Below are 24680 nucleotides of genomic sequence, written 5' to 3' on the forward strand. Positions count from 1 at the left end.
GAGGAACTTCACTATTGGAGCTACTCGGCAGCGTTTTCGTATCAACTTCAAACACTATATTGATCAAGGAACACCGAACATGACCCAACTTGACGAACAATGGATACAAAAATTACCCAAAATTTGTTTACACGATCACCTTGATGGTGGATTGCAACCACAAACGATGATTGATATCGCACAAGAAATTGGGCATGAACTACCCAGCGCAGAACCTGAAAAACTTCAAGAATGGTTCTTTGAAGCAGCAAATTCTGGTTCTCTTGAACGATACCTTGAAACATTTACGCATACTTTAGCCCTCATGCAACGAGCAGAAGATTTGCGACGTATCGCTCAAGAACACGTACTCGCGTGCGCGGCAGACGGCGTCATTTATGCAGAGGTTCGATGGGCACCAGAACAACATCAACGTGCAGGACTTAGCCTCGATGAGGCAATCCGAGCTGTAGCAACAGGGCTTAACGACGGTATGGAGATGGTAGCTCAAACTGGTGGAAGAGTTCTTGTCAATCAGATACTGTGTGCGATGAGAGACCACAACAATTCACGACAGATAGCAGAACTCGCGGTGAAATACCGTTCATGGGGTGTGGTCGGTTTTGACCTTGCTGGCGCAGAAGAAAACCACCCTGTAGAACAACACCGTGAAGCTCTAGAGTATTTAGCAGAGAACTTTATGCCAGTCACTATTCATGCCGGCGAAGCGGAGGGGATAGAATCGATTCGCTCCGCATTATTAGTTGGGCGAGTACTGCGTATCGGGCATGGCGTGCGTATTACTGAAGACTTTTCATATACGACAGCCGGAGAACTTGATCCTGAGGGAAAAATCATGCCCCAAACGCCTAAAGACCAGAAGATTCTTCAGCTTGGTGCGCTCGCTAGCTGGGTTAAAGACCGTCGTATTACTTTAGAAATTTGTCCGTGTTCGAATATTCAAACGGGCGCTGCTTATGCTGTTGAACATGGTGTTGTGGATCGTTCTCGTGTCGCTAAGAATCTTGTAGAGCACCCCGTTAACGCTTTGCGTGAGGCTGGTTTTGCCGTGACAATTAGTCCTGATAATCGTTTGATGAGTGGTAGTAGTGTGACTGCTGAATTCGTGCATTTAGCGAAGAATTTTGGTTATCAGGTGCAAGATTTCTTTGAACTAACAACTAATGCTATTGAAGGTGCTTTTATTTCGATGGAGGAGAAACAGCATCTGATGCGTGCTGTTCAGGGTGCGTATATGAGTGTTTTTGAACAACAGAATAGTGTGGAAGAGGAAGAGAACTAATCATGGCAGAGCAGCGTATTGTTCCTCAGGGTGCGTCGGAGGCCTTTGAACGGTCGATTGAGCTAATGGATGTTTTGCGTTCTGAGGGTGGTTGTCCTTGGGATGGGAAGCAGACTCATCATTCGTTGGTTCGGTATTTGGTCGAAGAATCGTATGAGGTAATTGAAGCTATTGAGGCTCAAGAGCAGGTAAATTATGAGCTTCTCAAAGAAGAACTCGGCGATGTTCTTTTACAAGTCCTTTTTCATGCTCGTATTGCTGGTGAGCGCGGTGTTGAAGAAGGTGGTTTTAGTATTGCTGATGTTGTTGAGGGGCTGAACCAGAAACTTGAGCGTCGGCATCCTCATGTTTTTGGTGATTCTTCTGTTCGTTCTTTGAATGATAAAGAGGTGACTGCTCAGTGGGAGGAGTTGAAGAAGCAGGAGAAACCGGAGCGTTTATCTGTTTTTGATGGTATTCCTCCTCATCTTCCGGCGTTGGCTTTAGCGGATAAGGTTATTGCGAAGGCTGATAAGGGGCAGGTGTCACTTGATGTGGCTGGTGTTGTTGCTCCTGATGATGAGCATGCAGCGTTTGCGGTGGAGTTGTTCGAGATGGTTCAGCGTGCTCGTGTTCAAGGGGTTGATGCTGAGGGTGCGTTACGTCGTTTAATGTATGCGGTGATTCACTCCTCTGGGAAGTAATGTGTTGTGCTGTGTTATCTGCCGTTGATGTTGTTATTCGTGGGAATATCTTTGGGTGGATAGGGGAGTGGCGTAGGAAAATATCTCAAATATATTGGTGGGAATTATTGAAAGCCTGTGTGCTTATGTGGGTTTCTTTGGTAAAATCGTAGCTGAACGTACGCTCACGTAAGTGTGCACTAGTGAAAACTTGCCTGAGCTTACTCATAGCCAACCAATCTACGCTTCAAGGAGCATATTCATGGCTTTAATTACAGCAGTTCACGCACGTCAGATTCTCGATTCTCGTGGCAACCCTACCGTTGAGGTGGAGGTTCTCCTCGAAGATGGCGCATTCGGTCGCGCAGCAGTTCCCTCCGGTGCTTCTACCGGTGAATGGGAAGCCGTAGAACGTCGTGACGAAGACAAGTCCGTTTACCTTGGCAAGTCTGTTCTTGGTGCTGTCGGTGCAGTCATCGACGAAATTGCCGAAGAAATCATCGGCATCGACGCAACTGACCAGCGCGCACTTGACGCTGCAATGATTAAGCTTGACGGCACAAAGAACAAAGGTAAGCTCGGCGCAAACGCTATTCTTGGTGTATCTTTGGCTGCTGCGAAGGCTGCTGCAGAATCTGCAGACCTTCCACTGTTCAAGTACCTCGGCGGACCTAACGCACACGTTCTTCCTGTTCCCATGATGAACATCCTCAACGGTGGCTCTCACGCAGACTCCAACGTTGATATTCAGGAGTTCATGATTGCTCCTATCGGATTCGACACCTACTCTGCAGCATTGCAAGCAGGCGTTGAGGTTTACCACGCACTGAAGTCTGTTCTCAAAGACCGCGGTCTTGCCACTGGCTTGGGTGACGAAGGCGGATTCGCTCCTAACCTAGAGTCGAACGCTGCTGCTCTTGACCTCATCATCGAAGCAATCGAAAAAGCTGGCTACAAGCCTGGTGAAGAAATTGCTTTGGCACTAGACGTTGCTTCCTCCGAGTTCTACAACGACGGTGCATACGAATTTGAAGGTCAGAAGAAGACCGCTGCAGAAATGTCCGCATACTATGCAGACCTCGTCGCTAAGTACCCACTCGTATCCATTGAGGATCCTCTCGATGAAAACGACTGGGAAGGCTACAAGAACCTTACCCAAGAAATCGGTGACAAGGTACAGATTGTTGGTGACGACCTCTTCGTGACTAACCCAGAGCGTCTTGCACAGGGTATCGAATCTGGTGCAGCAAATGCGCTGTTGGTGAAGGTTAACCAGATTGGTTCTTTGACCGAAACTCTTGATGCTATGGAAATGGCGCAGCGTCACGAATACCGTTGCATGGTTTCTCACCGTTCCGGTGAAACCGAAGACGTCACCATCGCAGACCTAGCGGTTGCAACTAATGCTGGACAGATTAAGACTGGTGCTCCTGCACGTTCTGAGCGTGTTGCAAAGTACAACCAGCTTCTACGTATTGAAGAAGAGCTTGGCGAAGCAGCTGTTTACGCTGGTGCATCTTCATTCCCACGTTTCAAGGCATAGAGTTTTCGCTCCGATAGAGAGCTAAACATTTCTTGATCCTATCTCCACCAAGAGAGTCTCTGATATGGAGCTTTCTTGGTGGAGATACGTTCTTTTAAAGAATGTTTTTATGCGATACATCTTTAAAGTAGCTGAGAAAAAACAACGAAAAGAAGAATCCCTCGTGTGGGGATTGGAAAGCTAGAAGTGATTTAGTTTTTTGGTGGGTAGAATAGCTAATGCGAGGTACCTACCCTCTGGATAGCTGAGGGATATGAAGAACGCTATCGAGTGAGTGAAAAACTTAGTCAGGGGTAAAATGTCACAAGAAAATAAGCCACGTCGTCGCTCATGGGCAAACTTTTTTGGCACAGAAAAATATCAAAACTATCAGGATGTTAACGCCAGAGAAGATTCTGACGCTCCTGTTGCTGCGCATGCTTTTTCTGGCAGATTGGTTGCGCCTCTCATTATTTTTGCTGTTATCCTCATCTCTTCGTATGCGCCAGTATCAACATATATCCGCCAACAGTCAGAAATTCACCAAGTCGAATCCCATATTGATGCCTTGCAACAAAACCATGACAGTCTGCAAACTCAACTGAGCTGGTGGCAAGATGAAAACTACGTCAAACAGCAAGCAAAGAGCCGTCTATACTATATGGCTGAGGGTGAAACACCGTATCTTGTGGTAGGAGTAGACCCCTCCTCTCATCGTGCAGATGACACCTCAGCAGCAGCACAAAGCGCCCCTAAAGAATCTTGGACAAAAGGTTTGTGGAGCTCTTTTGAACAATCAGCTTTTGCGCAAGATCCAACTCACCAAAAACCAGCGAACAACACCTCTGAACCGGCGCATATAACATCTGCCGAAGAAATAGCGCCGGCTGATCCATCTCGCCCCGTTATAGACCCAACTGCCCCCACCACTGCACCAGCTAGCTCCGCTCCAGCACCATAAAATAACAGACTGATTGACTGACTAAAACTAGTATCACAAGGAACTTCATCATGACTAACACTACTAACCCGCAAGGTTTCGGCGTGAGCGCAGAAACCCTAGAACCTACCGAACTCGATCTTCACGTACTTTCTGAACAATTGGGTCGAAAAGTGCGTGACGTTGCAGAAATCCCTGCTCGCTGTCGCTGCGGAAACCCTCTCGTTGCGGCAACTGCACCACGACTATCAAACGGTTCGCCCTTCCCCACGGTCTTCTACCTAGCACACCCTGCGATTACTGCAGCTGCTAGTCGTCTAGAAGCTGAGGGAAAAATGTACGAGATGACAGACCGTCTTGCTGAAGACACCGAATTAGCTCAGCAATATCAGCAAGCACACGAAAACTATCTTCGTGAACGTGAACGTATCCGTATCAAGACCAACACCGAAGAAGTTCCTGAAATTGACGGTATCTCTGCCGGCGGTATGCCAGTACGTGTTAAGTGTCTTCACGCGGTACTTGGACACACCCTCTCTGTCGGACGCGGAATTAACCCTATGGGGGATGAGACGCTCGAACTGATTGCACCTTGGTGGACTCCCGAACAATGCGCGTGTGACCCACAATGGCGCCATAGCTTTGTCTCAACCGACCAAGAAACCGCTCAATAAGAGAAAGAAGACTTCGACGTGCGTATCGGTGCTATTGACTGCGGAACGAACTCCCTACGACTCCTCATTGCAGACGTTGAGACACAGAACGGTGTGAGCACCCTTCACGATGTCGTACGTCTTATGCGAATTGTACGCCTTGGAGAAGGCGTTGACGCTACGGGCAAGTTTTCAGAAGAAGCCCTCGAAAGAACTTTTAAAGTTGCCCGCGAGTACGCACAAATTATCTCTGAGCACGGTGTTCAGTCTCTTCGTTTTGGGGCGACAAGCGCCACAAGAGACGCCACGAACAAAGATGTTTTTATTCAAGGAATACAAGACATTTTAGGGGTCACACCAGAAATCATCACTGGCGAGGAAGAAGCAGAGCTATCTTTCTATGGGGCGCTTTCTTCTCTTGGAACGAGCGAAGGAAAAACACTTGTTATCGATTTAGGTGGCGGATCTACAGAATTCGTTTTAGGGGATAGCCATTCACTGATTGCTGCGCGTTCAGTGAATATTGGTTGTGTACGTCTTACTGAACGGCATCAGGTGACGGCCCCGATGAGTGAAGAACAAAGACAACGGATTATTGCTGACGTCGATGAAGCTCTCGAAGAAGTTCTTAACTACGTTCAATTATCTCAAGCGCAACGAGTGGTTGGGGTTGCTGGTACCGTTACCACCATTGTTGCAGAACATTACGGGCTTGAAAGCTATAATCCTCAGAGAATCAACGGCGCACAGCTTAACGTTCAAGAGATTGAACAGGCTTGTTATCGTTTGGCTCAAATGACTGCTCAAGAACGCGCTGAACGCGGATTTATGCACCCCGGCCGTGTAGATGTCATTGGTACTGGTGCTGTTATTTGGGCACATATTATTCGACGTTTAGAACAGCTCACAGATGGAGCTGTATATAGCGCTACCGCTAGTGAACACGATATTCTTGATGGGTTGGTACTCTCGCAACGATAATGCGTTCAGGTATTCAACAGCGTTTTATCATGATGTTTGTTGTTTTTTCTTGAGATAACATTCTTTGAGGAGAGCCTATGCCTAAGCACATAACGTCTACATCTTGCTCTTCTGTGCCTGCATCTTCTCGACGAATGAAAAGATACGCTTGTTTTGTGGCGACCTTATCTTTGAGCGTTCTAACCGTTTCTGTGTCGCTGGCCCAGCCTGCGGCCGCCCCTACACCTACCCCAAAGGTATCTGTTTCACCTGCGCCACAACCACCAACTGCACCATCACAGCAACCGGGTGTTCTTCCCTCTATCCCGACCATTGACGTACCTAAAGGAGATGCGGTTCGCGCCCGAGAATACTGGCTTAAAGATTATGGTTTCAGCTCCGTCTGGAAAGAAGCTACTGGGCGTGGGGTCACTGTCGCGGTGATTGACACCGGCGTAGACCAAAGCCACCAAGACCTGAAAAACAATGTTCTACCTGGGACGGACGTTTCGGGTGTTGGCTCTGCTCGAGGCTGGAAAGGTCTAGGCGTTGAACCTGCACACGGAACAATGGTCGCTTCGTTAATTGCAGGGCACGGGCACCGCGACCCAAACACGCCAACCTTCTCCGGTGTCGGTGGTGCACGTCCAGCTGGCATGATAGGGGTTGCTCCAGAAGCTAAGATTCTTCCAATTTCTTTAGAGATTGGTGGTATCTCTGAGGGTGCAAAAAATATTGATGAGCAGCTTCCTGAAGCGGTCCGGTACGCGGTAGACCACGGTGCTGATATCATCAATCTTTCTGTTGGCTCAGATAGCACAAACTGGCCAGAACAATGGGATAGTGCCTTCGCCTATGCCGAAGAAAAAGGCGTCATTATTGTAGCTTCTGCCGGTAACCGAGGCTCTGGAATTACTCAAGTTGGTGCCCCTGCAACGATGCCGGGGGTGCTAACTGTTGGGGGAGTGAACCAGAATAAGCAAGATTCTTGGTCTTCATCCTCTCAAGGTATTTCGATTGCTGTTGCTGCACCCAGCGAAAATCTTATGGGCGCGACCCCCGATAATAAATATGCGGTGTGGTCAGGCACCTCTGGGGCAGCACCTATTGTCTCGGGTTTGGCAGCTCTCATTAAAGAAAAGTATCCGAACCTTACTGCTGCTCAGGTTATTCAGCGTATTATTTCTTCGGCTGATGATGCTGGAGAAAACGGACGAGATGCATTGTACGGGTACGGGATTATTAACCCCGCAAAAGCCTTGAATCCTAAAACTTCTGATGAAGCTGAAGAGAACCCGTTGGGGTCGATGCGTCAGTGGATACAGGTTCATCGTAAGAATGAGAGCCAACCGACTCATCGTTCGAGTGTTCCAACACATCACGCTGATGAGCATATTCCGGTGGCTTCGCCGCCAACTCCTCGCCGTCCAGCTGAAGATTCTGGCATCTTGCCTTTTATTGTGGTGGGTGGATTTTTTCTGTGGACGTTTATCATCACAAGATACTCCATTCGCTCGCTAACTCAGCTAGTCAGAACACAGAAAAAGAGGCGTAGGCCACAAGGGTAGCCGAAATAAGAATCAAGAAAAGCTAAATCCTTGAAGAAAAAAATGCCCTGTAGAGTAGGAAAAGTTCGGCTTAAGTGGCAAGATAGCATATTGAGCAATTGTCCTCCCACCGCGCTGTTTTGCGCTCTAAAGGATGTTGTACTTTTAACAGTTAAACATGCGGTGCAGATACAGGTACGAGTGCATAGACAGCTCTCATATCTCAACCTAAGGAAGTAGCAAAATAAATATGGCATTCACCAAACTAGCTCAGGATCGTCCTCGAGTTCTCATTGTCGGCGGTGGCTACGTAGGATTCACCGTCGCCCAGAAAATTCAGAAGACCATTAAAGAAACTGGCGGTATCGTTACCGTTGTAGACCCTAACCCCTATATGACATACCAGCCCTTCTTGCCAGAAGTTGCTGCAGGTTCTATGGAAGGTCGCAACGCTACCGTTCCTCTACGTCAGCACCTCAAGAACTGCGAAGTTGTTGGTGGTCGAGTCACCGCAATTAACCATGCAACTCGCACCGCAACTATTGAACCTATCGACGTAGGAGAGCCTTTTGAGGTTACTTACGACGAAATCGTCATTGGTGCAGGTGCAGTAACCCGCGCATTCCCCATTCCGGGGCTTGCCGAAATTGCTATCGGCATGAAAACCGTAGAAGAAGCAGTATCTGTTCGCAACTGGGTGCTTGAACGCATCGAAGTTGCTTCTATGCTTGATGATGCAGATGAACGCCGTCGCGCCCTCACCTTCGTTATTGTTGGTGGCGGTTTCGCTGGTGTCGAGACAATCTCCGAACTTGAAGATATGGCTCGTGTCGCCGTAGAACGCAACGGTCGCCTTCGCGTATCTGACCTTCGTTTTGTTCTCGTTGAAGCTGCACCCCGTATCATGCCTGAGGTCCCTGCAGAGCGCGCTGAAAAGGTCGTTGAAGAGCTTCGCGGCCGCGGTATTGAGGTTCTACTCAATACTTCTTTGGCAGATGCTACCGACGGTCATCTTGCGTTGATTAACATGGGAGACAAGTCTCCTGCTGGTGAGCTTGACACCGACACTCTTATCTGGACTGCTGGTGTTGCAGCATCCCCCATGCTCAAGAACACTGACCTTCCTCTGGACGAGCGCGGTCGTGTGCGTGTCGGCGCAGACCTACGAGTTACCGGTGATGACGGCGTCATCGAGGGTGCTTGGGCAGCTGGCGATAACGCTGCTGTTCCTGACCTTTCTGGTGGCGGAGTTGGCGGCTTCTGCGTACCTAACGCACAGCACGCTTCCCGTCAGGCTGTTAAGCTTGCACAGAACCTATTGGCTTCTCGTCGCGGTGAAGCACTCACCGACTACTACCATGAGACCATCGGTGTTGTTGCTGGACTCGGCTTGTGGAAGGGCGTCGCGAACTTCAAGGGTAAGACCATCGGCGGACCTATTGCATGGTTGATGCACCGCGGATACCACGGCATGGCTATCCCCACCGCTGAGCGTACTGTACGTGTTATGAGCATTTGGGCGTTGAACCAAATCTTCGGCCGTGACACCTCTTCTATCCGCCATCAGCGTTCTCCACGTCGCGCATTCCAAAGCGCAACCGGAACTGCTCCTGAAAAGAGTAAGGCACGCCTGTAATAAAAAGTGCGTTCAACGCAATTTTATGGCTATAATAATGTCCTGTGCCTAGAGTTATCTATGTACAGGACAACACTATTCGTTCTATACGGTATAGTGGTAAGGCAGTTGTTTTCTAAAATCTAGCTGCCGATATTGCTCCTATAGCCCAATTGGCAGAGGCAGAGGACTTAAAATCCTTGTGTTCTGGGTTCGAGTCCCAGTAGGAGCACATACGAGAATGTGGTCTCATCAGTGAATACTGATGAGACCACATTTGTTTATACGGTAGAAGTACCGTGAGTATTGTCGCCACGATACTCAATATTTCTGAAACTGTTAGAACCCTAGGAAATACTGTGCTTTTCACCAAAAGTCCCCACGAATATCACGGTTCTCCGATAGTCTGGTAGAGACAGAATTATAGAACTAAAGGAGATTGTTCTCGTGGCAGGCAACCCCCTCATCAATTCCATGCTAGATTCTCAAAAGAAGGATTCTCGCTTTGGACAATTCGGCGCTGGTGGCGCATACTCCAACGGTCAGAGCTCTTCCGCACCGTACGGATATACACCTACCTCACCTCGTGAGGAGACTCCTACCGCCGCTGACCTCAACGCAATGTATCAGTCCCCCAGCGCAACAAGCGCTCAAACGGGGCAGATGAGCATGAACGACGTCATCGTCAAAGTTGCTATCAACTTTGTCATCCTACTGGTTGGCGCAGCCGCATCGGTGATGTTCCCCATACTCGTTGTAGCCGGTTTAGTCGGTTCTATTGTTCTGGGACTTGTTAACGGTTTCAAAAAAGAAGTTTCTCCCGTACTTGTGATGGCATACGCCCTAGCACAAGGTATGCTCCTTGGCGGTTTCTCTGCCATGGCAGAAACACGCTACCCGGGTATCGTTGGGCAGGCTGTTCTTGCAACCTTCATCGTCTTTGGTACAGTTCTGGTTCTTTTCCGTAACGGTAAATTGCGTGAATCACCTAAGATGACGAAATTCTTCACCATCGCAGCTATCTCATATGCAATTTTCTGTCTCGTCAACCTTGGCATGACCCTCTTCGGCGGAACAAACGTTCGCAGCATTGAAGTCATGGGTATTCCTCTCGGCCTCATTATTGGGCTCTTTGCTGTTGCTCTTTGCGTGTACTCCCTCATTCTTGATTTCACCCACGTCAGCGAAGCTGTACGATACGGTGCACCAGAACGTGAATCATGGCGTATGGCATTCGCCCTAACCTCATCTCTGGTATGGCTCTACATCGAGATTCTCCGTATCCTCATGTACGTTCGTGAAATGATGGAACGCTAAAAAAACCACATCCTAACCACGAAAATTCAGGGCGCACGAGAGATTTCGTGTGCCCTGAACGTTTATATGCAACCTTTTCTTACGTTTATTTCTCCCCGAAAATAACGACTTGTCTAAAGATGTGGAAGAATAGTACGCATGAGCGAAACTACCCCCTCACCAGCACCGAAAAATCATATTGAACAAAGTTCTTGGTACCACGGCGATGAACGATACATTCCATTTGCCCTACGCACTGCTGCCGCTTGGTCGTGGAGACTTCTCATAGTTCTCTTCGCATTAGCTTGCCTCCATTGGGTTGCCGCAAAAATTAGTATCATCATTGTTTCTATCGCGGTAGCGGTACTTCTTGCTGCGCTCATCTCACCAGCGGTATTTTTCCTGCGCAAATACGGTCTTAGACGAGGATACGCAACAGCCATTGTTGAGCTCGGGTTCATCGCGGTTGTTGTTGGACTGCTCACCCTCGTCGGGCAACAAATTACCTCTGGATTCTCCTCCCTATCAGACGAAATTGTGCAGGGATACCACACTGTTCTCGGGATGATTGACCAATCTCCAATTGCTTTAGACCTCAAAGAAATAGACTCACATTTTTCGGAGTTTACACAATTCATCAAAAATAACTCTGGCTCCATCCTCTCGGGTGTTGCCTCCCTCGGCTCTACCGCAGCAGATATCGGAACAGGTACTGCTCTTGTTCTCTTCACCCTGATTTTCTTCCTCCTTGAAGGCGAAAGAATCTGGATCTTCTTGGTAGGTCTCTTCCCTGTAACTGCACGTGAAGCAGTTAATGGTGCCGGACGTCGTGGCTGGCGTTCTCTCGTAAGCTACGTTCACGTTCAAGTTTTTGTTGCCTTCGTGGATGCTCTTGGTATCGGTTTAGCAGCGTTCTTCCTCGGAGTCCCGCTAGCTATTCCGCTGGGTGTACTCGTATTCCTTGGCTCTTTTATCCCTATTGTGGGTGCTCTCGTAACCGGTGCGATTGCGGTACTCCTTGCTCTCGTCGCTAACGGCTGGTTTAACGCTCTGATTATGTTGCTGATGGTTCTTCTCGTACAGCAGATTGAATCGCATATCTTGCAGCCCCTAGTTATGGGTAAAGCCGTCTCCTTACATCCTCTCGCCGTCATTTTTGCGGTAGCTAGCGGAACTATCCTTTATGGGCCTCTTGGTGCGTTATTCTCTGTTCCAGTTCTTGCTGTGATGAATACTATCGTGCGTTATCTGGCCCGACGTGAGTGGGAAAAAGACCCAGAAATTCGTACTAAAGAGTTTCTCTACGAACATGAAATTGCTCGTAAAAAACGTAAAGCTGTGGCTGATAAAGTCAAAGAACGTCTTGAACGGCTTAAAGAACACGAACAAGAAGAATCAACACTATAACTGCACTACTCTTGAGATAGTTTTTGTTTCTTAAACTATTCTTCGGATATTCTCTAACGCATAAAGGAAACACCTGTGTCCACTGTTTCAACACAATTACCTGTTCAATATGCAGATATTGAACAAGCCGCTCATCTTCTCAAACCGGTCATTGAACGCACACCGGTGGACCACTCCTTAGCACTATCAGAAATGATTGGCTCAGAAGTTTACTTTAAATGTGAGAACCTACAACGTTCTGGATCTTTTAAAGTACGCGGAGCATACGTCCGTATGGCAAAACTTACTGAGGACGAAAAATCGCGTGGAGTAGTCGCCGCCTCAGCAGGTAATCACGCACAAGGTGTCGCTTTAGCCGCTCAACAACTAGGCATCAAAGCACGTATCTACATGCCTTTAGGTGCAGCACTTCCGAAAGTTGCTGCAACTAAAAGTCGTGGGGCACAGGTTATCTTGCACGGCGCAACCGTTGACGACGCCCTAGCAGAAGCAAAACGTTATGCCGAAGAAACTGGTGCCGTTTTTGTTCACCCCTTCGATAACCCTGATATTATCGCAGGCCAAGGAACTATCGGTATTGAAATCCTAGAACAAGTACCTGATGTTGAAACTATCATCGTTGGTGTTGGCGGGGGAGGGTTACTGGCTGGTTTATCTGTTGCCGTTCGAGAACTTGAACAGAAGACGGGCCGAAAGATTCGCATTATTGGTGTTCAAGCAGAACATGCTGCAGCGTACCCGCTCTCTTTAGCTGCTGACGCTCTGGTCCCTTTGAAAAAAGTCTCTACAATCGCTGACGGCATCGCTGTCGGTAGACCTGGGCAAATGCCTTTCTCCATTATTAAAGAACTGGTTGATGACGTACATACCGTCTCTGAAGATGATATTGCTAGAGCATTAATCTTTTTGATGGAGCGTAACAAGTTGGTGGTAGAGCCGGCAGGGTCTGTTCCTGTTGCTGCTTTGATGGATGGAAAACTTCTCCAACAATACGGAAACCTTGGGACAACAGTATGTTTGCTCTCTGGTGGAAATATTGACCCAATGCTGATGCTCAAAGTGATTCAGCGCGGTCTTTCGGCTGCTGGACGGTATCTAACCATCAAAATGATGTTGAATGACCGTCCCGGCGAGCTAACAACTATCTCATCCATCATTTCTTCTTTGGACGCGAACGTGACGGGTGTGGACCACACCCGTGTCGGCGGTGCACTTTCTATGGGAGATGTTTCTATCACTATTGATATGGAAACTAAAGGGAATGAACATATTCAGCAGGTACTTGATGGGCTAACAGAAGCTGGTTATAAGCCGATTGTTGTGTACTAAATATCATCGGTGGTAATGCTTTGAATATCAGTGATGCCATCGCATCTCACCCGTTATCGGGTGAGATGCGATGGCATCACGTTTTCTGAGCCTATGAGAATGACAAAGAGTCTTCTATCATTCAAAAGGAACGACAGAGATAATCTTGACGTCAATCGTCTTACCGGTTGGGGCAACATACGACGTTTCATCACCGGCACGGCAACCCAAAATAGCAGAACCCATGGGGGAGCTTTCAGAGAAGACCTGAAGACCAGAATCACCGACCAAAGAATCTGCAACTTCGCGTGATCCAAGAAGGAATTTGAAAGGTCGACCGGCAAGCTCTGCTTCAACGACCATTCCGGAATCAACGACCCCGTCATTGTGCGGTGCTTCGCCAATTTGAGCGTTCTCTAGCAACTGAGTTAACTGAGCAATACGTGCTTCATTTTTGCCTTGCTCTTCACGTGCAGCATGGTATCCGCCGTTTTCTTTGAGGTCTCCCTCATCGCGAGCTGCCGAAATACGTTCAATAATTTCTTGACGGTACGGGCCAGAGATATGTTCTAACTCTTTTTTAAGGCGGTCATATGCCTCTTGAGTTAGCCAAGCACCTTCATGAGCGCTCATGTACTTTCCTTTCATAAAACTTTTGAGGTTAAGGATTCACCAAACGGTTATCCTGACACTCAAAATTAGAGTAGTTGTAGCGAACTTTACCCGTTCTAACATACAAGTGCTAGTTTGTGGTGTGAATTCTAAACCTTATGACGAGGTTCGCATACTCCAACAGGTATCAACGGTCGCGGTGACAGCGGGGGAGAGAACCCGTATTTTAACAGTTTGAACATGCACTCGAGACGAGCTCTCACCGGCGGTATCTGCCGGAATAATGACCTCTTTCCAGCCGACTGGGGCACGTGAAGAATTCAACGCTTTAATCGCACAGACAGCTTCTACGTGAGGGTCTTTGAGCACCTCAAAAGTCAGAGATACTTCATCGGCGCTTGTGAGCTGATGTGAAAGATCACGAGCCTGAGGAGACGTCGCTGAAGAATCACTTTGTACCCACCACCCAAAAAGCATTGAGATGACGGTAACACAACCAGCTAAAAGAACCCATACCCACGTTGGTATGCTCCTTTGAGTAGGTTTTCTGCCGTAGCGTGAATCTAAGCTAGTTGTCACGACATCCTTCGTTCATATTCGTTAACCTAGATTGGGTTATCGCCACCAGATATTCGCTAAAATAGAGTGTCTTCTTCAGACCGCATCATCTGCTGACGTTCTAGATGTACTATTTTAGCTACTCTAACGAAAAAAATATTGGAGTTCTTCGTGACCGACTCAAAACACCCTAACAGTATCCTCAAAGATATGGTGCCTTCACCCTTAGCAGAGAACTATGCAGGACTACGTATTTTAGCGGTACACGCACACCCCGATGACGAGTCTTCTAAAGGCTCTGCAACAATGGCAGCATACATACATCGTGGGGCACGAGTTATGGTAGCAACGATGACAGGCGGAGAACGCGGCGATATTCTCAACGAACAGGTGAATGAAAACCCTAAAGCCCACAGAGACCTCCCCGGTGTCCGACGTAAAGAAATGGCAGAAGCTGCCAACATTATTGGTATTGAGCATCGTTGGATAGGGTTTGTGGATTCTGGACTACCTGAAGGCGACCCACTACCAGAACTTCCTTGGGGCTCTTTTGCAACACTGCCTCTAGAACAAGCAACTGCACCGTTAATCCAACTCGTTAGAGAATACCGTCCACACATTATTCTGAGCTACGACGAACGAGGCGGATACCCTCACCCCGACCACATTATGACCCACCGAGTCGCAATGGAAGCTTACGAAAAATCCGGTGACGAAAAAGCATACCCACAATTAGGGAAACCATGGCAAGTTCAAAAAATATACTATGACCGTGCTTTCAACCCAGAACGTATTAGAACCTTCCACCGATACCTCACTAGTACCAAAGGTGAAAGTCCCTTCACCCAGTGGGTGGCTCGTCTTGATGAGAGAGAAGAAGACGAAAAACGTCATCCTTCGCCGTACCCCTCCCACCACACAACGACACGTATCTCGTGTTGGGAGTTTTTTGAAACCCACGACCGTGCACTTCTTGCGCACCGCTCACAGGTTCGCCCAACCGACGCATTCTTCGCGCTCACACCTGAACAGCAAAAAGAAATCTGGCCTTGGGAAGAATACGTATTAGCAAAAAGCAGAGTCCACTCAGAACTACCAGAATGGTGCTTTGCAGAAGGAATCGACTATAAGAGTTCCGAACCTAACGCGTAGAATAAGAGACAGCTCTTCTACTGACAAGACTATCCTTAGAACAACAACGACCAAGAAAAACTGGTGTAACGCATGACGTATCTTTTTGCTGTTGTGGAGACAGCCCAACTTCTGGCAAACTCAACCACACAATATAATCAGGACGGCTCACCAACGGGTTCTCCAGGGTTCCTTGGATTTGTTGCAACTTTTACCGTAGGTGTTTTCATCATCTTGTTGATGTTGGATTTTACGCGCCGTGTACGTCGTATGAGGTACCGTAACCAATACGCTATGGAACAAGAAGCACAACAACGTCAGCAACCCCAGACGGGCGATAACGATACTTCGTCTAAGCCCTCACCAACAGAAAAATAAATAAAGTGCGCGCTGTCTTCACCAGAATATTCTTATGCGTAGATGGAGAACACCACTGCGATATAGTGCAGAATAAAACCGATAACCGTGCACACATGGAATAACTCATGAAACCCAAAAATATGGGGAGCAAGATGAGGTCTTTTCGTCCCGTAAAAAACGGCGCCAAGAATATAGAAAGCGCCACCAGCTGCGATAAGAATTGTTGCAATGACAGAAACCTTCCAAAAATCTTGAAGGTAAAACACTGCCATAAGACCCATCACCACATAAATAGGGGTATAAAGCCAGCGTGGAGCGTACGTCCATAACACCCTAAAAAGAACCACACCCAAGGCACAGCCCCAAATACTCCATAAAAGAATCTGACGCTTTGGGCCGTTAAGGAGCGTAAACGCAAACGGGGTATATGTTCCGGCAATAACCAGCGCAATGTTAGCGTGGTCAAGACGCTTGAGAAGAAGACGCACCCGATCTTCCCAATATCCTCGGTGGTACATTCCAGAAACACCGAAAAGTATGACACCCGTCAACGAGAAAATAGCGCATGCAACTGCTAAAACACCACCGCCAGAGAGCACCACAAGAACAATCCCCGCAATAAAAACAATGGGAGAAAAACCGGCATGTATCCAGCCACGCAGAAGAGGTTTCTTCTCAAAAGGACGATGAGAAGTAGCTGACGATAAAGAAGTTGAAGAAGATGAACGGTGTGTCACTGGTGAACGCCAATCCTAAAAATGTGGTTTCCTCCATTATCTCTGCGATACTCATTAAGGACAAGAGGCAATAAACATTGTGGAACGACTTCAGCACGGTACGATGAAAGAAGACGTTGTTTGCTCAAACCAGAAGAAAATATGACATAAGGAGCTATAGGTGGAAGATTCCTCATCAACTCAAAGCCTTGAACAGCTTCAGATGTTTCAGAACATTCCGCCCCAGAAACTTCCACAACACGTGGGTGTCCTTGTCGACGGCAACAGAAGATGGGCCGCGCAACAAGGCAAAAACACCAAATACGGGCATCAACGTGGAGCTCAACGCATTATCGACTTCCTCCAATGGTGCCAAGAACTCAACGTCCCCATGGTCACCCTCTACATGCTCTCCACTGAAAACCTCAAACGAAAACCAGAAGAACTACAAGACCTCCTCGACGTTATCGAAAACCTCCTTGAAGAGCTCACCCACAAACACCTTGCAAAAATACATGCAGTAGGCAGACTTCACGCCTTACCAAAAACTCTGACACAGAGCATCAACAAAGCAATAGAAGCAACTCAAGACATCAACACACTACAAGTCAACATTGCCGTTGGATACGGTGGAAGACAAGAAATCGTCGATGCCGTCAAAGAACTTCTACAACAAGCGCAGCAGAGAGGAACCTCTCTCGAAGAACTAGTGCAACAACTAGAAACTTCAGATATCAGCGAACACCTCTACACCCGTGGACTACCCGACCCCGATCTTTTAATTAGAACCTCTGGAGAACAACGCCTCTCAGGATTTCTCACCTGGCAATCTGCCTACTCAGAGTTCTACTTCTGTGAAGCGCTCTGGCCAGATTTTACTCGAACAGACTTCGTTCACGCCCTAGCCGACTACGCGCTCAGACAACGACGTTTCGGCTCCTAAACACCATAGAAGAACCACCATGCTGAATATCATCGTCGAATACTTTCATCGTGGAACAGTGCTCAGTAACACGCAAGGAACCATACTAAGCCTAACCCTCATATACTTCATCTATCGAGCTATAGAACTGAGCATCATCGACATACGAGAACACCGACTACCTAACCGTATCGTTCTTCCGCTATACCTGACGATTATGCTACCGCTCATAGCGGTCTACCTTCTTGAACACAACATCATCGGCGTTAAAAATACCCTCTACTCAGCCGTGCTCTTAACACTTTTCTACTACGTACTACGAGTATTCTCCCGCGGTGGACTGGGCCTAGGCGACGTCAAACTCTCTGGAATCCTTGGAGCGCTCACCGGCTTTATCTCACCTTTGACCTTATGCTGGGCAACATTGCTCACCTTCACTTTCGGTGGCATCTATAGCCTTGCTATCCTCCTCCTACGTACCAAAACACCACAACAACACATAGCATTTGGTCCATTTATGCTCCTTGGCACCATACTTGCAATACTTTTCCCACTACCAAATACCATTTTATAAAAATCAAAGGGACTCTAAAACACTATGCCAACACCATCATTCATCACCAAACTACGTGAAAAAATTGGCAACGACATGCTATGGCTCTCCGGCGCAACAGCCGTCATCCAACGACAAAGCGACCAAAAGATTCTGCTGGTTCAACGAAGTGACTCCGGAGCCTGGACACCCATTACCGGAATCGTCGACCCCGGAGAAAACCCAGCCCTAACCATCCGCCGAGAAGCTCAAGAAGAAGCGAACGTCAGCATCGAAGTTATCGCCTTAGCACAGCTTAAAGCAGACCCTCCACACACCTTCAATAACGGTGACCAATGCCAATTCCTTGACCACACCTTCTACTGCCACTACATCAGTGGAGAAGAACGCGTCAACGACGAAGAAAGCACACAAGTTCGTTGGGTGAGTCTTGAAGAAGCCCAAGAACTCTGCTCCCCAAGGATGCTTGACAGAATAGACGCCGCCTTGCACTGGCAAGACGGCGTCCGATTCGGCTACGAACAAGTCTAAAACGCTAAAGACCGTTCACAAACCTAAAGAATCTGCCTCCAAGCACTCATATTACGCAGATTCGAACGAGCCATAGCAACAGCCTCACCAGCACCACGATTGAGAGCAATCTTCGACAACGACGATGCAAAACCAATAATCTGTTTTGCCTCAACTTCTGGAGGCATCGAAAGAGCATTAGGATCTGTCACAACATCCACCAAAGATGGGCCACGATGCTCTAACGCCTTTCGATACGCCCCCTCAAGATCATCCGGATTCGTAACACGTTGAGCCTGAAAACCCATTGCCTGAGCAATATCAGCATAATTAACCTCAGGAACGTCTACACCATAATCCTCAAAACCTTGAACTAACTGTTCAAGCTTGACCATACCCAACGTCGAATTGTTAAACACCACCACGGTCATCGGCAGGTTATACATCTTGGCTGTGAGCAAGTCTCCAAGAAGCATCGACAAACCACCATCACCCGAGACAGAAATTACCTGACGTTCAGGATGAGAAATCTGGGCACCTAATGCCATCGGCATCGCATTAGCCATCGACCCATGCAAGAACGAACCTAAAAGACGACGCTTCGGACCTGGGGTAATATAACGAGCCGTCCACACATTACACATTCCCGTATCAGCGGTAAAAATAGCGTCCTCAGCAGCAACTTCATCCAGTACTGTAGCAGCATATTCGGGGTGAATGAGCGCAGAAGTATTAGGATCCTTCGCATAAGCATTGACAACTTTCTCCATAATCTTCTGATTCTTCTTCACAAGATTCTCAAGAAAACTACGGTCTTCTTTTCTCGAAACCAACGGAAGAACACCGTTGAGAGTTGTCTCAATATCGCCTTCAACAAGCAACCCCACATTAGTACGTCGGCCCATCACCTCAGCACGACGATCAATCTGAATCGTCTCAGTATCAGGCAAGAATTGGTCATAAGGGAAATCCGTACCCAAAAGCAACATCAGGTCAGCTTCCTTAAGACCCTCAGCGGCCTCCCCATAACCTAACAGCCCAGTCATTCCCACATCGTACGGGTTATCGTATTGAATGAACTCTTTACCCCTCATCGTATGTCCGATAGGAGCACCGATTTTTTCGGCAAGTTCAATCACGCGCTCGCGTGCTTGAGCCACCCCAGCACCGGCAAAAATAGCGACTTTTTGTGCTTTATTGATGCGTTCTGCAATTTCTTCAAGCGTCTCAGAGGTTGGTGTTAAGGCTGCTCGACACAAAGTACCCCATTCGGGAATTGCTTCGACGGCATCTTCTGAAGCAATATCGCCGGGGATAGAGACGACGGCAACACCGTTCCGAGCAATTGCGTGACGCATAGCTGAATTGACAATGCGTAATGTTTGTTCGGGGGAGACAGCCATCTCGTTATAAACAGAGCACTCTTCAAAGATTCTTTCGGGATGGGTCTCTTGAAAATAACCGGTGCCGATTTGTCCCGAAGGAATATGCGAGGCAATAGCAAGAACTGGAGCCTGAGAACGATGCGCGTCGTATAACCCGTTGATGAGGTGAGTATTTCCCGGGCCGCAGGAACCTGCACAGACCGCTAGTTTGCCGGTGAGTTGTGCTTCAGCCCCAGCGGCGAAAGCTGCAACTTCTTCATGTCGGACGTGTATCCAATCGATTCCTCCATTATCTGAACCGCCGGATGCTCGTACTGCATCAACAATCGGGTTCAGAGAATCTCCTACCACACCATAAATTCTTTTAACCCCAGCGTCGATGAGTTGCTGGACAATCTGTTCTGCTAACTTCACGGAAAACCCCTCAATATTTATCAGTATTCTTACTATTAACGATAGACCTGTTTCCTAAGAACATCTAGAGTCAAGAACTGAAAATCTCAGAATAAAAAAGACCCTCAACGTTTAGAAAAAACAATATGCCGTTGATACAGATACCTTGTGTACCTGCACCAACGGCATATCATGCTCAGCGTCTTGAACGGAATTAAAAGACTAACGATAAGAACCAATCATGCTCATCACATCTAACGCCTGATCCAACTGTTCTTCCGTAATCTCTCCGCGCTCAAGATATCCAAGAGCTAATACAGCTTCACGAATAGTGCTCTGATGAGCTACCGCATATTTGGCAATCTTCGCAGAAGCTTCATAACCGATATATTTATTGAGCGGGGTTACGGTAGACGGCGAAGCCTCTGCTAAGAAACGAGAGCGCTCAACATGAGCTTCTAAACCATTAATCATCTTGGACGCCATCACCGTTGAAGCATTAGAGAGTAGACGAATTGACTGTAAAAGGTTAGCAGCCATGACGGGAATACCAACGTTAAGTTCAAATGCGCCGTTGGTAGACGAAAGCGCAATCGTTGTATCATTACCAATTACTTGAGCAGCTACCTGAATCACTGCTTCACAAATAACAGGGTTCACCTTTCCGGGCATAATAGAAGAGCCCGGTTGCAAATCTGGAATCTGCAATTCTCCTAGACCCGTATTAGGGCCAGAACCCATCCAACGAATATCATTGCAAATTTTCATCAACGAATACGCAATAGTGCGCAAATGCCCCGAGGCTTCAATCAGAGCATCACGGTTTGCTTGCGCCTCAAAATGGTTACGAGCTTCAGTAATCGGTAAAGAAGTCTCCTGCGCAAGTAGCTCAATGACTCGTTCAGAAAAACCTTCTGGAGTGTTAATACCCGTACCGACAGCAGTTCCGCCTAAAGGAACTTCTGCAACACGCGCCAAAGAACTTTCGACACGCTCAATGCCATACCGTACTTGTGCGGCATAACCAGAGAACTCTTGTCCGAGCGTTACGGGGGTTGCATCCATAAGATGCGTACGACCAGATTTCACAACATCTTTGAATTGCTCAGACTTTTGCTCTAAAGATGAAGCCAACGTATCCAAAGCTGGAATGAGATTGTTAATCAGAGCAGAAGTAGCTGCCACATGAACCGATGTAGGGAAAACATCGTTAGAAGATTGTGAAGCATTGACATGGTCATTGGGGTGAACCTCAAGACCTTGCTCCTTGAGACGACGTGTTGCAAGAGTTGCTAGAACCTCATTGGTGTTCATATTAGAGGAGGTTCCCGATCCCGTTTGAAAAATGTCAATAGGGAAGTGCTCATCGTATGCCCCGGTTGCGACGTCATCGGCGGCTTCACGGATAGCTTGAGCACGCTGGGAATCAAGAACACCTAGTTCTTCATTGGCAGTAGCAGCAGCCTTTTTAATGAGCGCTAAAGCGCGAATATGTGCAGATTCTAAACGTTGCCCTGAGATAGGAAAGTTTTCTACTGCTCGTTGGGTTTGTGCACGGTACAGCGCCTGTGCTGGGACGCGCACTTCACCCATAGTGTCATGTTCAATACGGTATTCGATATGTTCAGCCATGACTACCAGCTTAGCTTCCATAAAGTGACTTACAGCTCACTTTGCGGGTTTTTGACAAGAAAAAACCAAAAATTAAGAACCACACAAACCCTTAAGCTAAAAACCTCATCGCAGCATTCTTATCGATATTCTGTGAACAATACACCAACTCAACTTTGCCATCTGCAAGATGGTAAAACATCCCCACAACAGCTGTACGTCCCTCATCAACCGCCTTAGCGATAAGACGTGACTGCTCCAAAATACGTTCTGACACCTGAACAGTATGCTCCCGAACTACTTCATTCACACTCGGAGTAGACGACAAATGGGCAGAGATTGCTGAAGGAATAATTCGCTCAACCAAATAACGAATAAAGCCACCGGGGAAAACACCCGTCTTCAAAGCCTTTTGAGTGACCGAAACAGCTCCACAAGAATCATGACCAAGAACAACAACTAACGGAGTATGTAAATGTGCAATCGCATACTCTAAAGAGCCGGTAATCGCACTTTCCATCACATGCCCCGCCGTTCGTACCACAAACATATCGCCTAGACCCTGATCAAAAATTACTTCAGCAGCAATACGAGAGTCAGCACAACCAAACAAGGTCGCATAAGGGAACTGTCCACTAACTAAATCATTGCGACGTTCTGCATCCTGATTAGGGTGTTCCACCCGACCGTGTACAAAACGCCAGTTCCCTTCAAGTAACCGTTCAAGAGCCTGCTGCGGAGTAAAAACTTGTTCATTACTGTTCATCATTCTTCTTTCCCGAACACTGATGCTGCTCCGTCTTACTGGATACCTGAAGATGACGTCGGTTCAGCAGTTTTTGTAGGGTTCTTCTCGTAAGCGATAACAGCTTGAGCTAATTGAATAATTTCGTCCTCGGAACTTTGTCCATTAAGAATGACGGTTGTTCCTGAAACAGTACCTACGTATGAAATTGTTGGTTCACCATCTTTAGGTGTGTACACGCGAACATCCCAGAGCACACCAGCGACCTCCTGCGTTCTTTGCACAGCAGCATTATTGACTCGCTGCGCAATCCACGTAGGGTTAGTATTTTCGGCTTGAATCAATTCAATGTACCCTGCTTGAGCAGTAAGCTGACCGGTGTTCCAGAAGCTAATACCATCTGCTTGGTGGCTCTTCCATCGGGCAAAGTTATAACGCCATCCGTCTAGCTCTGGTGCAGCCACAGGATAACCAGCCTCTTGAGAAGACAGATATGCAGTGGAATCTAAATCAACCTGTGGATTGTAATGATTCTTATTGGACGTTAAAGCAGGGGATAACCAGAGAATAGGAATCAGAATAAGAATCATCACCGCCATCGAAATAATCATATTTCGAGCCGGAGCATGAATACGTTGTGCCTGCTTCTGAGTAATGAGGGGAACTACCGGTTCAGAAGATTCTTCGGCAGAAACAGTGTCTTGAGATGAAGGATATTGTTCTGTGCTCACCTAACTATTTTCCCCTATCTTCCTCATAAAAAACCTCAAGACAACCTTATCCACTCAGAAAAACTCAGGTAATAGAGAGAAAAATTTAGCAATTTGAATCACAATAATCAGTATATGGAACTAAGCTTATAGAATGATGACGGAAAAAGGGAACCAGTCATGACGATGACGTAATGACTGACCTATGACCACATCTTGAGTACATATCATCTACCTCGAAGGTCAGGGCACATGTCAGAAAAGCTGGCGCAGAACGATACTTACCACACCGATCGAAACCTCGCACTAGAACTCGTGCGTGCAACCGAAGCTGCTGCTATAGCAAGTGGCCCATGGGTGGGAGCAGGAGACAAAAACCTTGCCGATGGTGCAGCCGTAGACGCTATGCGCTATCGACTATCTACCGTCAACTTCAGCGGCACTGTCGTTATCGGTGAAGGAGAAAAAGACCAAGCACCCATGCTTTTTAACGGCGAAAAAGTTGGCGAAGGAGTTGGAGCGTCCTTTGATATTGCCGTAGACCCCATCGACGGCACCCGACTAACCGCCCTTGGAATGGATAACGCGCTATCCGTTATTGCTGTTGCAGAAGCCGGCTCCATGTTCGACCCATCTGCCGTGTTCTATATGGAAAAACTCGTTGCTGGACCAGAGGCTGCAGAACTTGTCGATTTACGACTACCAGTTAAACAGAACCTTCACCTCACCGCAAAAGCGTTAGGTAAACCAGTTAGCCAGCTCACCGTCTGTGTACTTGACCGCCCCCGCCACGAAAAACTGATTCAAGAAATCCGTGACGCTGGTGCCCGTACCCGAATCATTCTTGATGGTGATGTCGCCGGTGCTATCGCCGCATGCCGTGAAGGAACCGGCGTAGACCTCATGATGGGAACTGGCGGAACACCAGAAGGAATCGTTGCTGCCTGTGCTATTAAATCTACCGGTGGAATCATTCAAGGACGGCTTGCTCCAATCGACGATGCAGAACGCGAAAAGGCCCTCGAAGCTGGACACGACCTTGACCGTGTACTGACAACAGACGACCTCGTCACCAGCGATAACTGCTTCTTTGCGGCAACAGGAATCACCGACGGAAAACTCCTTCGCGGTTTACGCTACAACGGAAACACTGTCACAACCCAATCACTGGTTATGCGTAGTAAATCAGGAACCGTGCGTATCATCGACGCAGAGCATAACTTAGAACGTTGGGAACGCATCCTTCAACGTAAAGCAAGCGTGCGCCGATAACCGTAATAGA

24 protein-coding genes and 1 tRNA gene are annotated in these 24680 nt (G+C 47.7%); 18 read left to right on the forward strand and 7 right to left on the reverse strand.

The window, feature by feature from the left end; translation table 11 throughout:
* Positions 1-79 precede the first annotated feature (79 nt).
* From ACN08X_RS05340 to ilvA, 12 genes are all read left to right on the forward strand, one after another.
* Entirely contained in the window at positions 80-1282 is a 1203-nt protein-coding gene (locus ACN08X_RS05340) for an adenosine deaminase (RefSeq protein ID WP_419108133.1), read from the forward strand.
* A gap of 2 nt (positions 1283-1284) precedes the next feature.
* Positions 1285-1965 carry a MazG family protein gene (locus tag ACN08X_RS05345; protein WP_419108134.1) on the forward strand — a complete coding sequence of 227 codons (681 nt, stop codon included), beginning with the start codon at positions 1285-1287 and terminating at the stop codon, positions 1963-1965.
* Positions 1966-2206: 241 nt separating this feature from the next.
* Positions 2207-3487, forward strand: a complete 1281-nt coding sequence (eno, locus tag ACN08X_RS05350) for a phosphopyruvate hydratase (RefSeq protein WP_419108135.1) — start codon at positions 2207-2209, stop codon at positions 3485-3487.
* 298 nt (positions 3488-3785) lie between these two features.
* On the forward strand, positions 3786-4427 hold the full coding sequence (locus tag ACN08X_RS05355) for an FtsB family cell division protein (RefSeq protein ID WP_419102026.1): 642 nt from the start codon (positions 3786-3788) through the stop codon (positions 4425-4427).
* A gap of 50 nt (positions 4428-4477) precedes the next feature.
* On the forward strand, positions 4478-5080 hold the full coding sequence (locus ACN08X_RS05360) for a DUF501 domain-containing protein (RefSeq protein WP_419102027.1): 603 nt from the start codon (positions 4478-4480) through the stop codon (positions 5078-5080).
* 18 nt (positions 5081-5098) lie between these two features.
* Entirely contained in the window at positions 5099-6040 is a 942-nt protein-coding gene (locus tag ACN08X_RS05365) for an exopolyphosphatase (protein ID WP_419108136.1), read from the forward strand.
* A 77-nt stretch (positions 6041-6117) separates the two neighbouring features.
* Positions 6118-7587 carry a S8 family serine peptidase gene (locus ACN08X_RS05370; RefSeq protein ID WP_419108137.1) on the forward strand — a complete coding sequence of 490 codons (1470 nt, stop codon included), beginning with the start codon at positions 6118-6120 and terminating at the stop codon, positions 7585-7587.
* Between the two features lie 229 nt (positions 7588-7816).
* Positions 7817-9202 (forward strand): NAD(P)/FAD-dependent oxidoreductase, encoded by a 1386-nt coding sequence (locus ACN08X_RS05375; RefSeq protein ID WP_419102030.1) that lies wholly within the window; start codon positions 7817-7819, stop codon positions 9200-9202.
* A 137-nt stretch (positions 9203-9339) separates the two neighbouring features.
* A tRNA-Leu gene (locus tag ACN08X_RS05380) sits at positions 9340-9413 on the forward strand.
* 215 nt (positions 9414-9628) lie between these two features.
* A complete protein-coding gene (locus ACN08X_RS05385) occupies positions 9629-10498 on the forward strand; it encodes a Bax inhibitor-1/YccA family membrane protein (RefSeq protein WP_419102031.1) in 870 nt (289 codons plus the stop codon).
* A 138-nt stretch (positions 10499-10636) separates the two neighbouring features.
* Complete coding sequence (locus ACN08X_RS05390) at positions 10637-11884, forward strand: AI-2E family transporter (protein WP_419108138.1); 1248 nt, start codon at positions 10637-10639, stop codon at positions 11882-11884.
* Between the two features lie 75 nt (positions 11885-11959).
* Positions 11960-13213: a threonine ammonia-lyase gene (ilvA, locus tag ACN08X_RS05395; RefSeq protein ID WP_419102033.1), complete on the forward strand. Its 1254-nt coding sequence runs from the start codon at positions 11960-11962 to the stop codon at positions 13211-13213.
* 117 nt (positions 13214-13330) lie between these two features.
* Here the strand turns inward: ilvA and greA are convergent, their stop codons facing one another.
* Both greA and ACN08X_RS05405 read right to left on the reverse strand, forming a co-directional pair.
* Positions 13331-13825: a transcription elongation factor GreA gene (greA, locus tag ACN08X_RS05400; protein WP_419102034.1), complete on the reverse strand. Its 495-nt coding sequence runs from the start codon at positions 13823-13825 to the stop codon at positions 13331-13333.
* Between the two features lie 135 nt (positions 13826-13960).
* Complete coding sequence (locus ACN08X_RS05405) at positions 13961-14383, reverse strand: DUF4307 domain-containing protein (protein WP_419102035.1); 423 nt, start codon at positions 14381-14383, stop codon at positions 13961-13963.
* A gap of 189 nt (positions 14384-14572) precedes the next feature.
* On the opposite strand from ACN08X_RS05405, the gene mca reads away from it, so the two are divergent.
* On the forward strand, positions 14573-15514 hold the full coding sequence (mca, locus tag ACN08X_RS05410) for a mycothiol conjugate amidase Mca (protein ID WP_419108170.1): 942 nt from the start codon (positions 14573-14575) through the stop codon (positions 15512-15514).
* Positions 15515-15586: 72 nt separating this feature from the next.
* Entirely contained in the window at positions 15587-15871 is a 285-nt protein-coding gene (locus ACN08X_RS05415) for a hypothetical protein (protein WP_419108139.1), read from the forward strand.
* A gap of 32 nt (positions 15872-15903) precedes the next feature.
* On the opposite strand, the gene trhA is transcribed toward ACN08X_RS05415, so the two are convergent.
* On the reverse strand, positions 15904-16590 hold the full coding sequence (trhA, locus tag ACN08X_RS05420) for a PAQR family membrane homeostasis protein TrhA (RefSeq protein WP_419102037.1): 687 nt from the start codon (positions 16588-16590) through the stop codon (positions 15904-15906).
* Positions 16591-16750: 160 nt separating this feature from the next.
* Here trhA and uppS point away from each other — a divergent pair, with 160 nt between their 5' ends.
* From uppS to ACN08X_RS05435, 3 genes are read left to right on the forward strand one after another with little or no spacing between them, the layout of a single operon-like run.
* Positions 16751-17512, forward strand: a complete 762-nt coding sequence (gene uppS, locus ACN08X_RS05425; protein ID WP_419108140.1) for a polyprenyl diphosphate synthase — start codon at positions 16751-16753, stop codon at positions 17510-17512.
* 19 nt (positions 17513-17531) lie between these two features.
* Positions 17532-18065: a prepilin peptidase gene (locus ACN08X_RS05430; protein WP_419108141.1), complete on the forward strand. Its 534-nt coding sequence runs from the start codon at positions 17532-17534 to the stop codon at positions 18063-18065.
* Positions 18066-18089: 24 nt separating this feature from the next.
* Positions 18090-18575 (forward strand): NUDIX hydrolase, encoded by a 486-nt coding sequence (locus tag ACN08X_RS05435; protein WP_419106349.1) that lies wholly within the window; start codon positions 18090-18092, stop codon positions 18573-18575.
* A gap of 23 nt (positions 18576-18598) precedes the next feature.
* Here ACN08X_RS05435 and ACN08X_RS05440 read toward each other — a convergent pair whose 3' ends face one another.
* The 4 genes from ACN08X_RS05440 to ACN08X_RS05455 form a co-directional block, all read right to left on the reverse strand.
* Positions 18599-20353, reverse strand: coding sequence for a pyruvate dehydrogenase (locus tag ACN08X_RS05440; protein WP_419102041.1), 1755 nt, complete (start codon positions 20351-20353; stop codon positions 18599-18601).
* Positions 20354-20554: 201 nt separating this feature from the next.
* Positions 20555-21964 carry a class II fumarate hydratase gene (locus tag ACN08X_RS05445; protein ID WP_419108142.1) on the reverse strand — a complete coding sequence of 470 codons (1410 nt, stop codon included), beginning with the start codon at positions 21962-21964 and terminating at the stop codon, positions 20555-20557.
* A gap of 91 nt (positions 21965-22055) precedes the next feature.
* The gene (locus tag ACN08X_RS05450; RefSeq protein WP_419108143.1) at positions 22056-22712 is read right to left on the reverse strand and encodes a carbonic anhydrase; all 657 of its coding nucleotides are present in this window, start codon (positions 22710-22712) and stop codon (positions 22056-22058) included.
* A 32-nt stretch (positions 22713-22744) separates the two neighbouring features.
* Positions 22745-23419 carry a DUF4245 domain-containing protein gene (locus ACN08X_RS05455; RefSeq protein WP_419106352.1) on the reverse strand — a complete coding sequence of 225 codons (675 nt, stop codon included), beginning with the start codon at positions 23417-23419 and terminating at the stop codon, positions 22745-22747.
* Between the two features lie 231 nt (positions 23420-23650).
* Here ACN08X_RS05455 and glpX point away from each other — a divergent pair, with 231 nt between their 5' ends.
* Positions 23651-24670 carry a class II fructose-bisphosphatase gene (gene glpX, locus ACN08X_RS05460; RefSeq protein ID WP_419102045.1) on the forward strand — a complete coding sequence of 340 codons (1020 nt, stop codon included), beginning with the start codon at positions 23651-23653 and terminating at the stop codon, positions 24668-24670.
* The last annotated feature ends 10 nt before the right edge of the window (positions 24671-24680 follow it).

Source organism: Rothia sp. P6271, from assembly GCF_048512995.1.
Taxonomy (GTDB): domain Bacteria; phylum Actinomycetota; class Actinomycetes; order Actinomycetales; family Micrococcaceae; genus Rothia.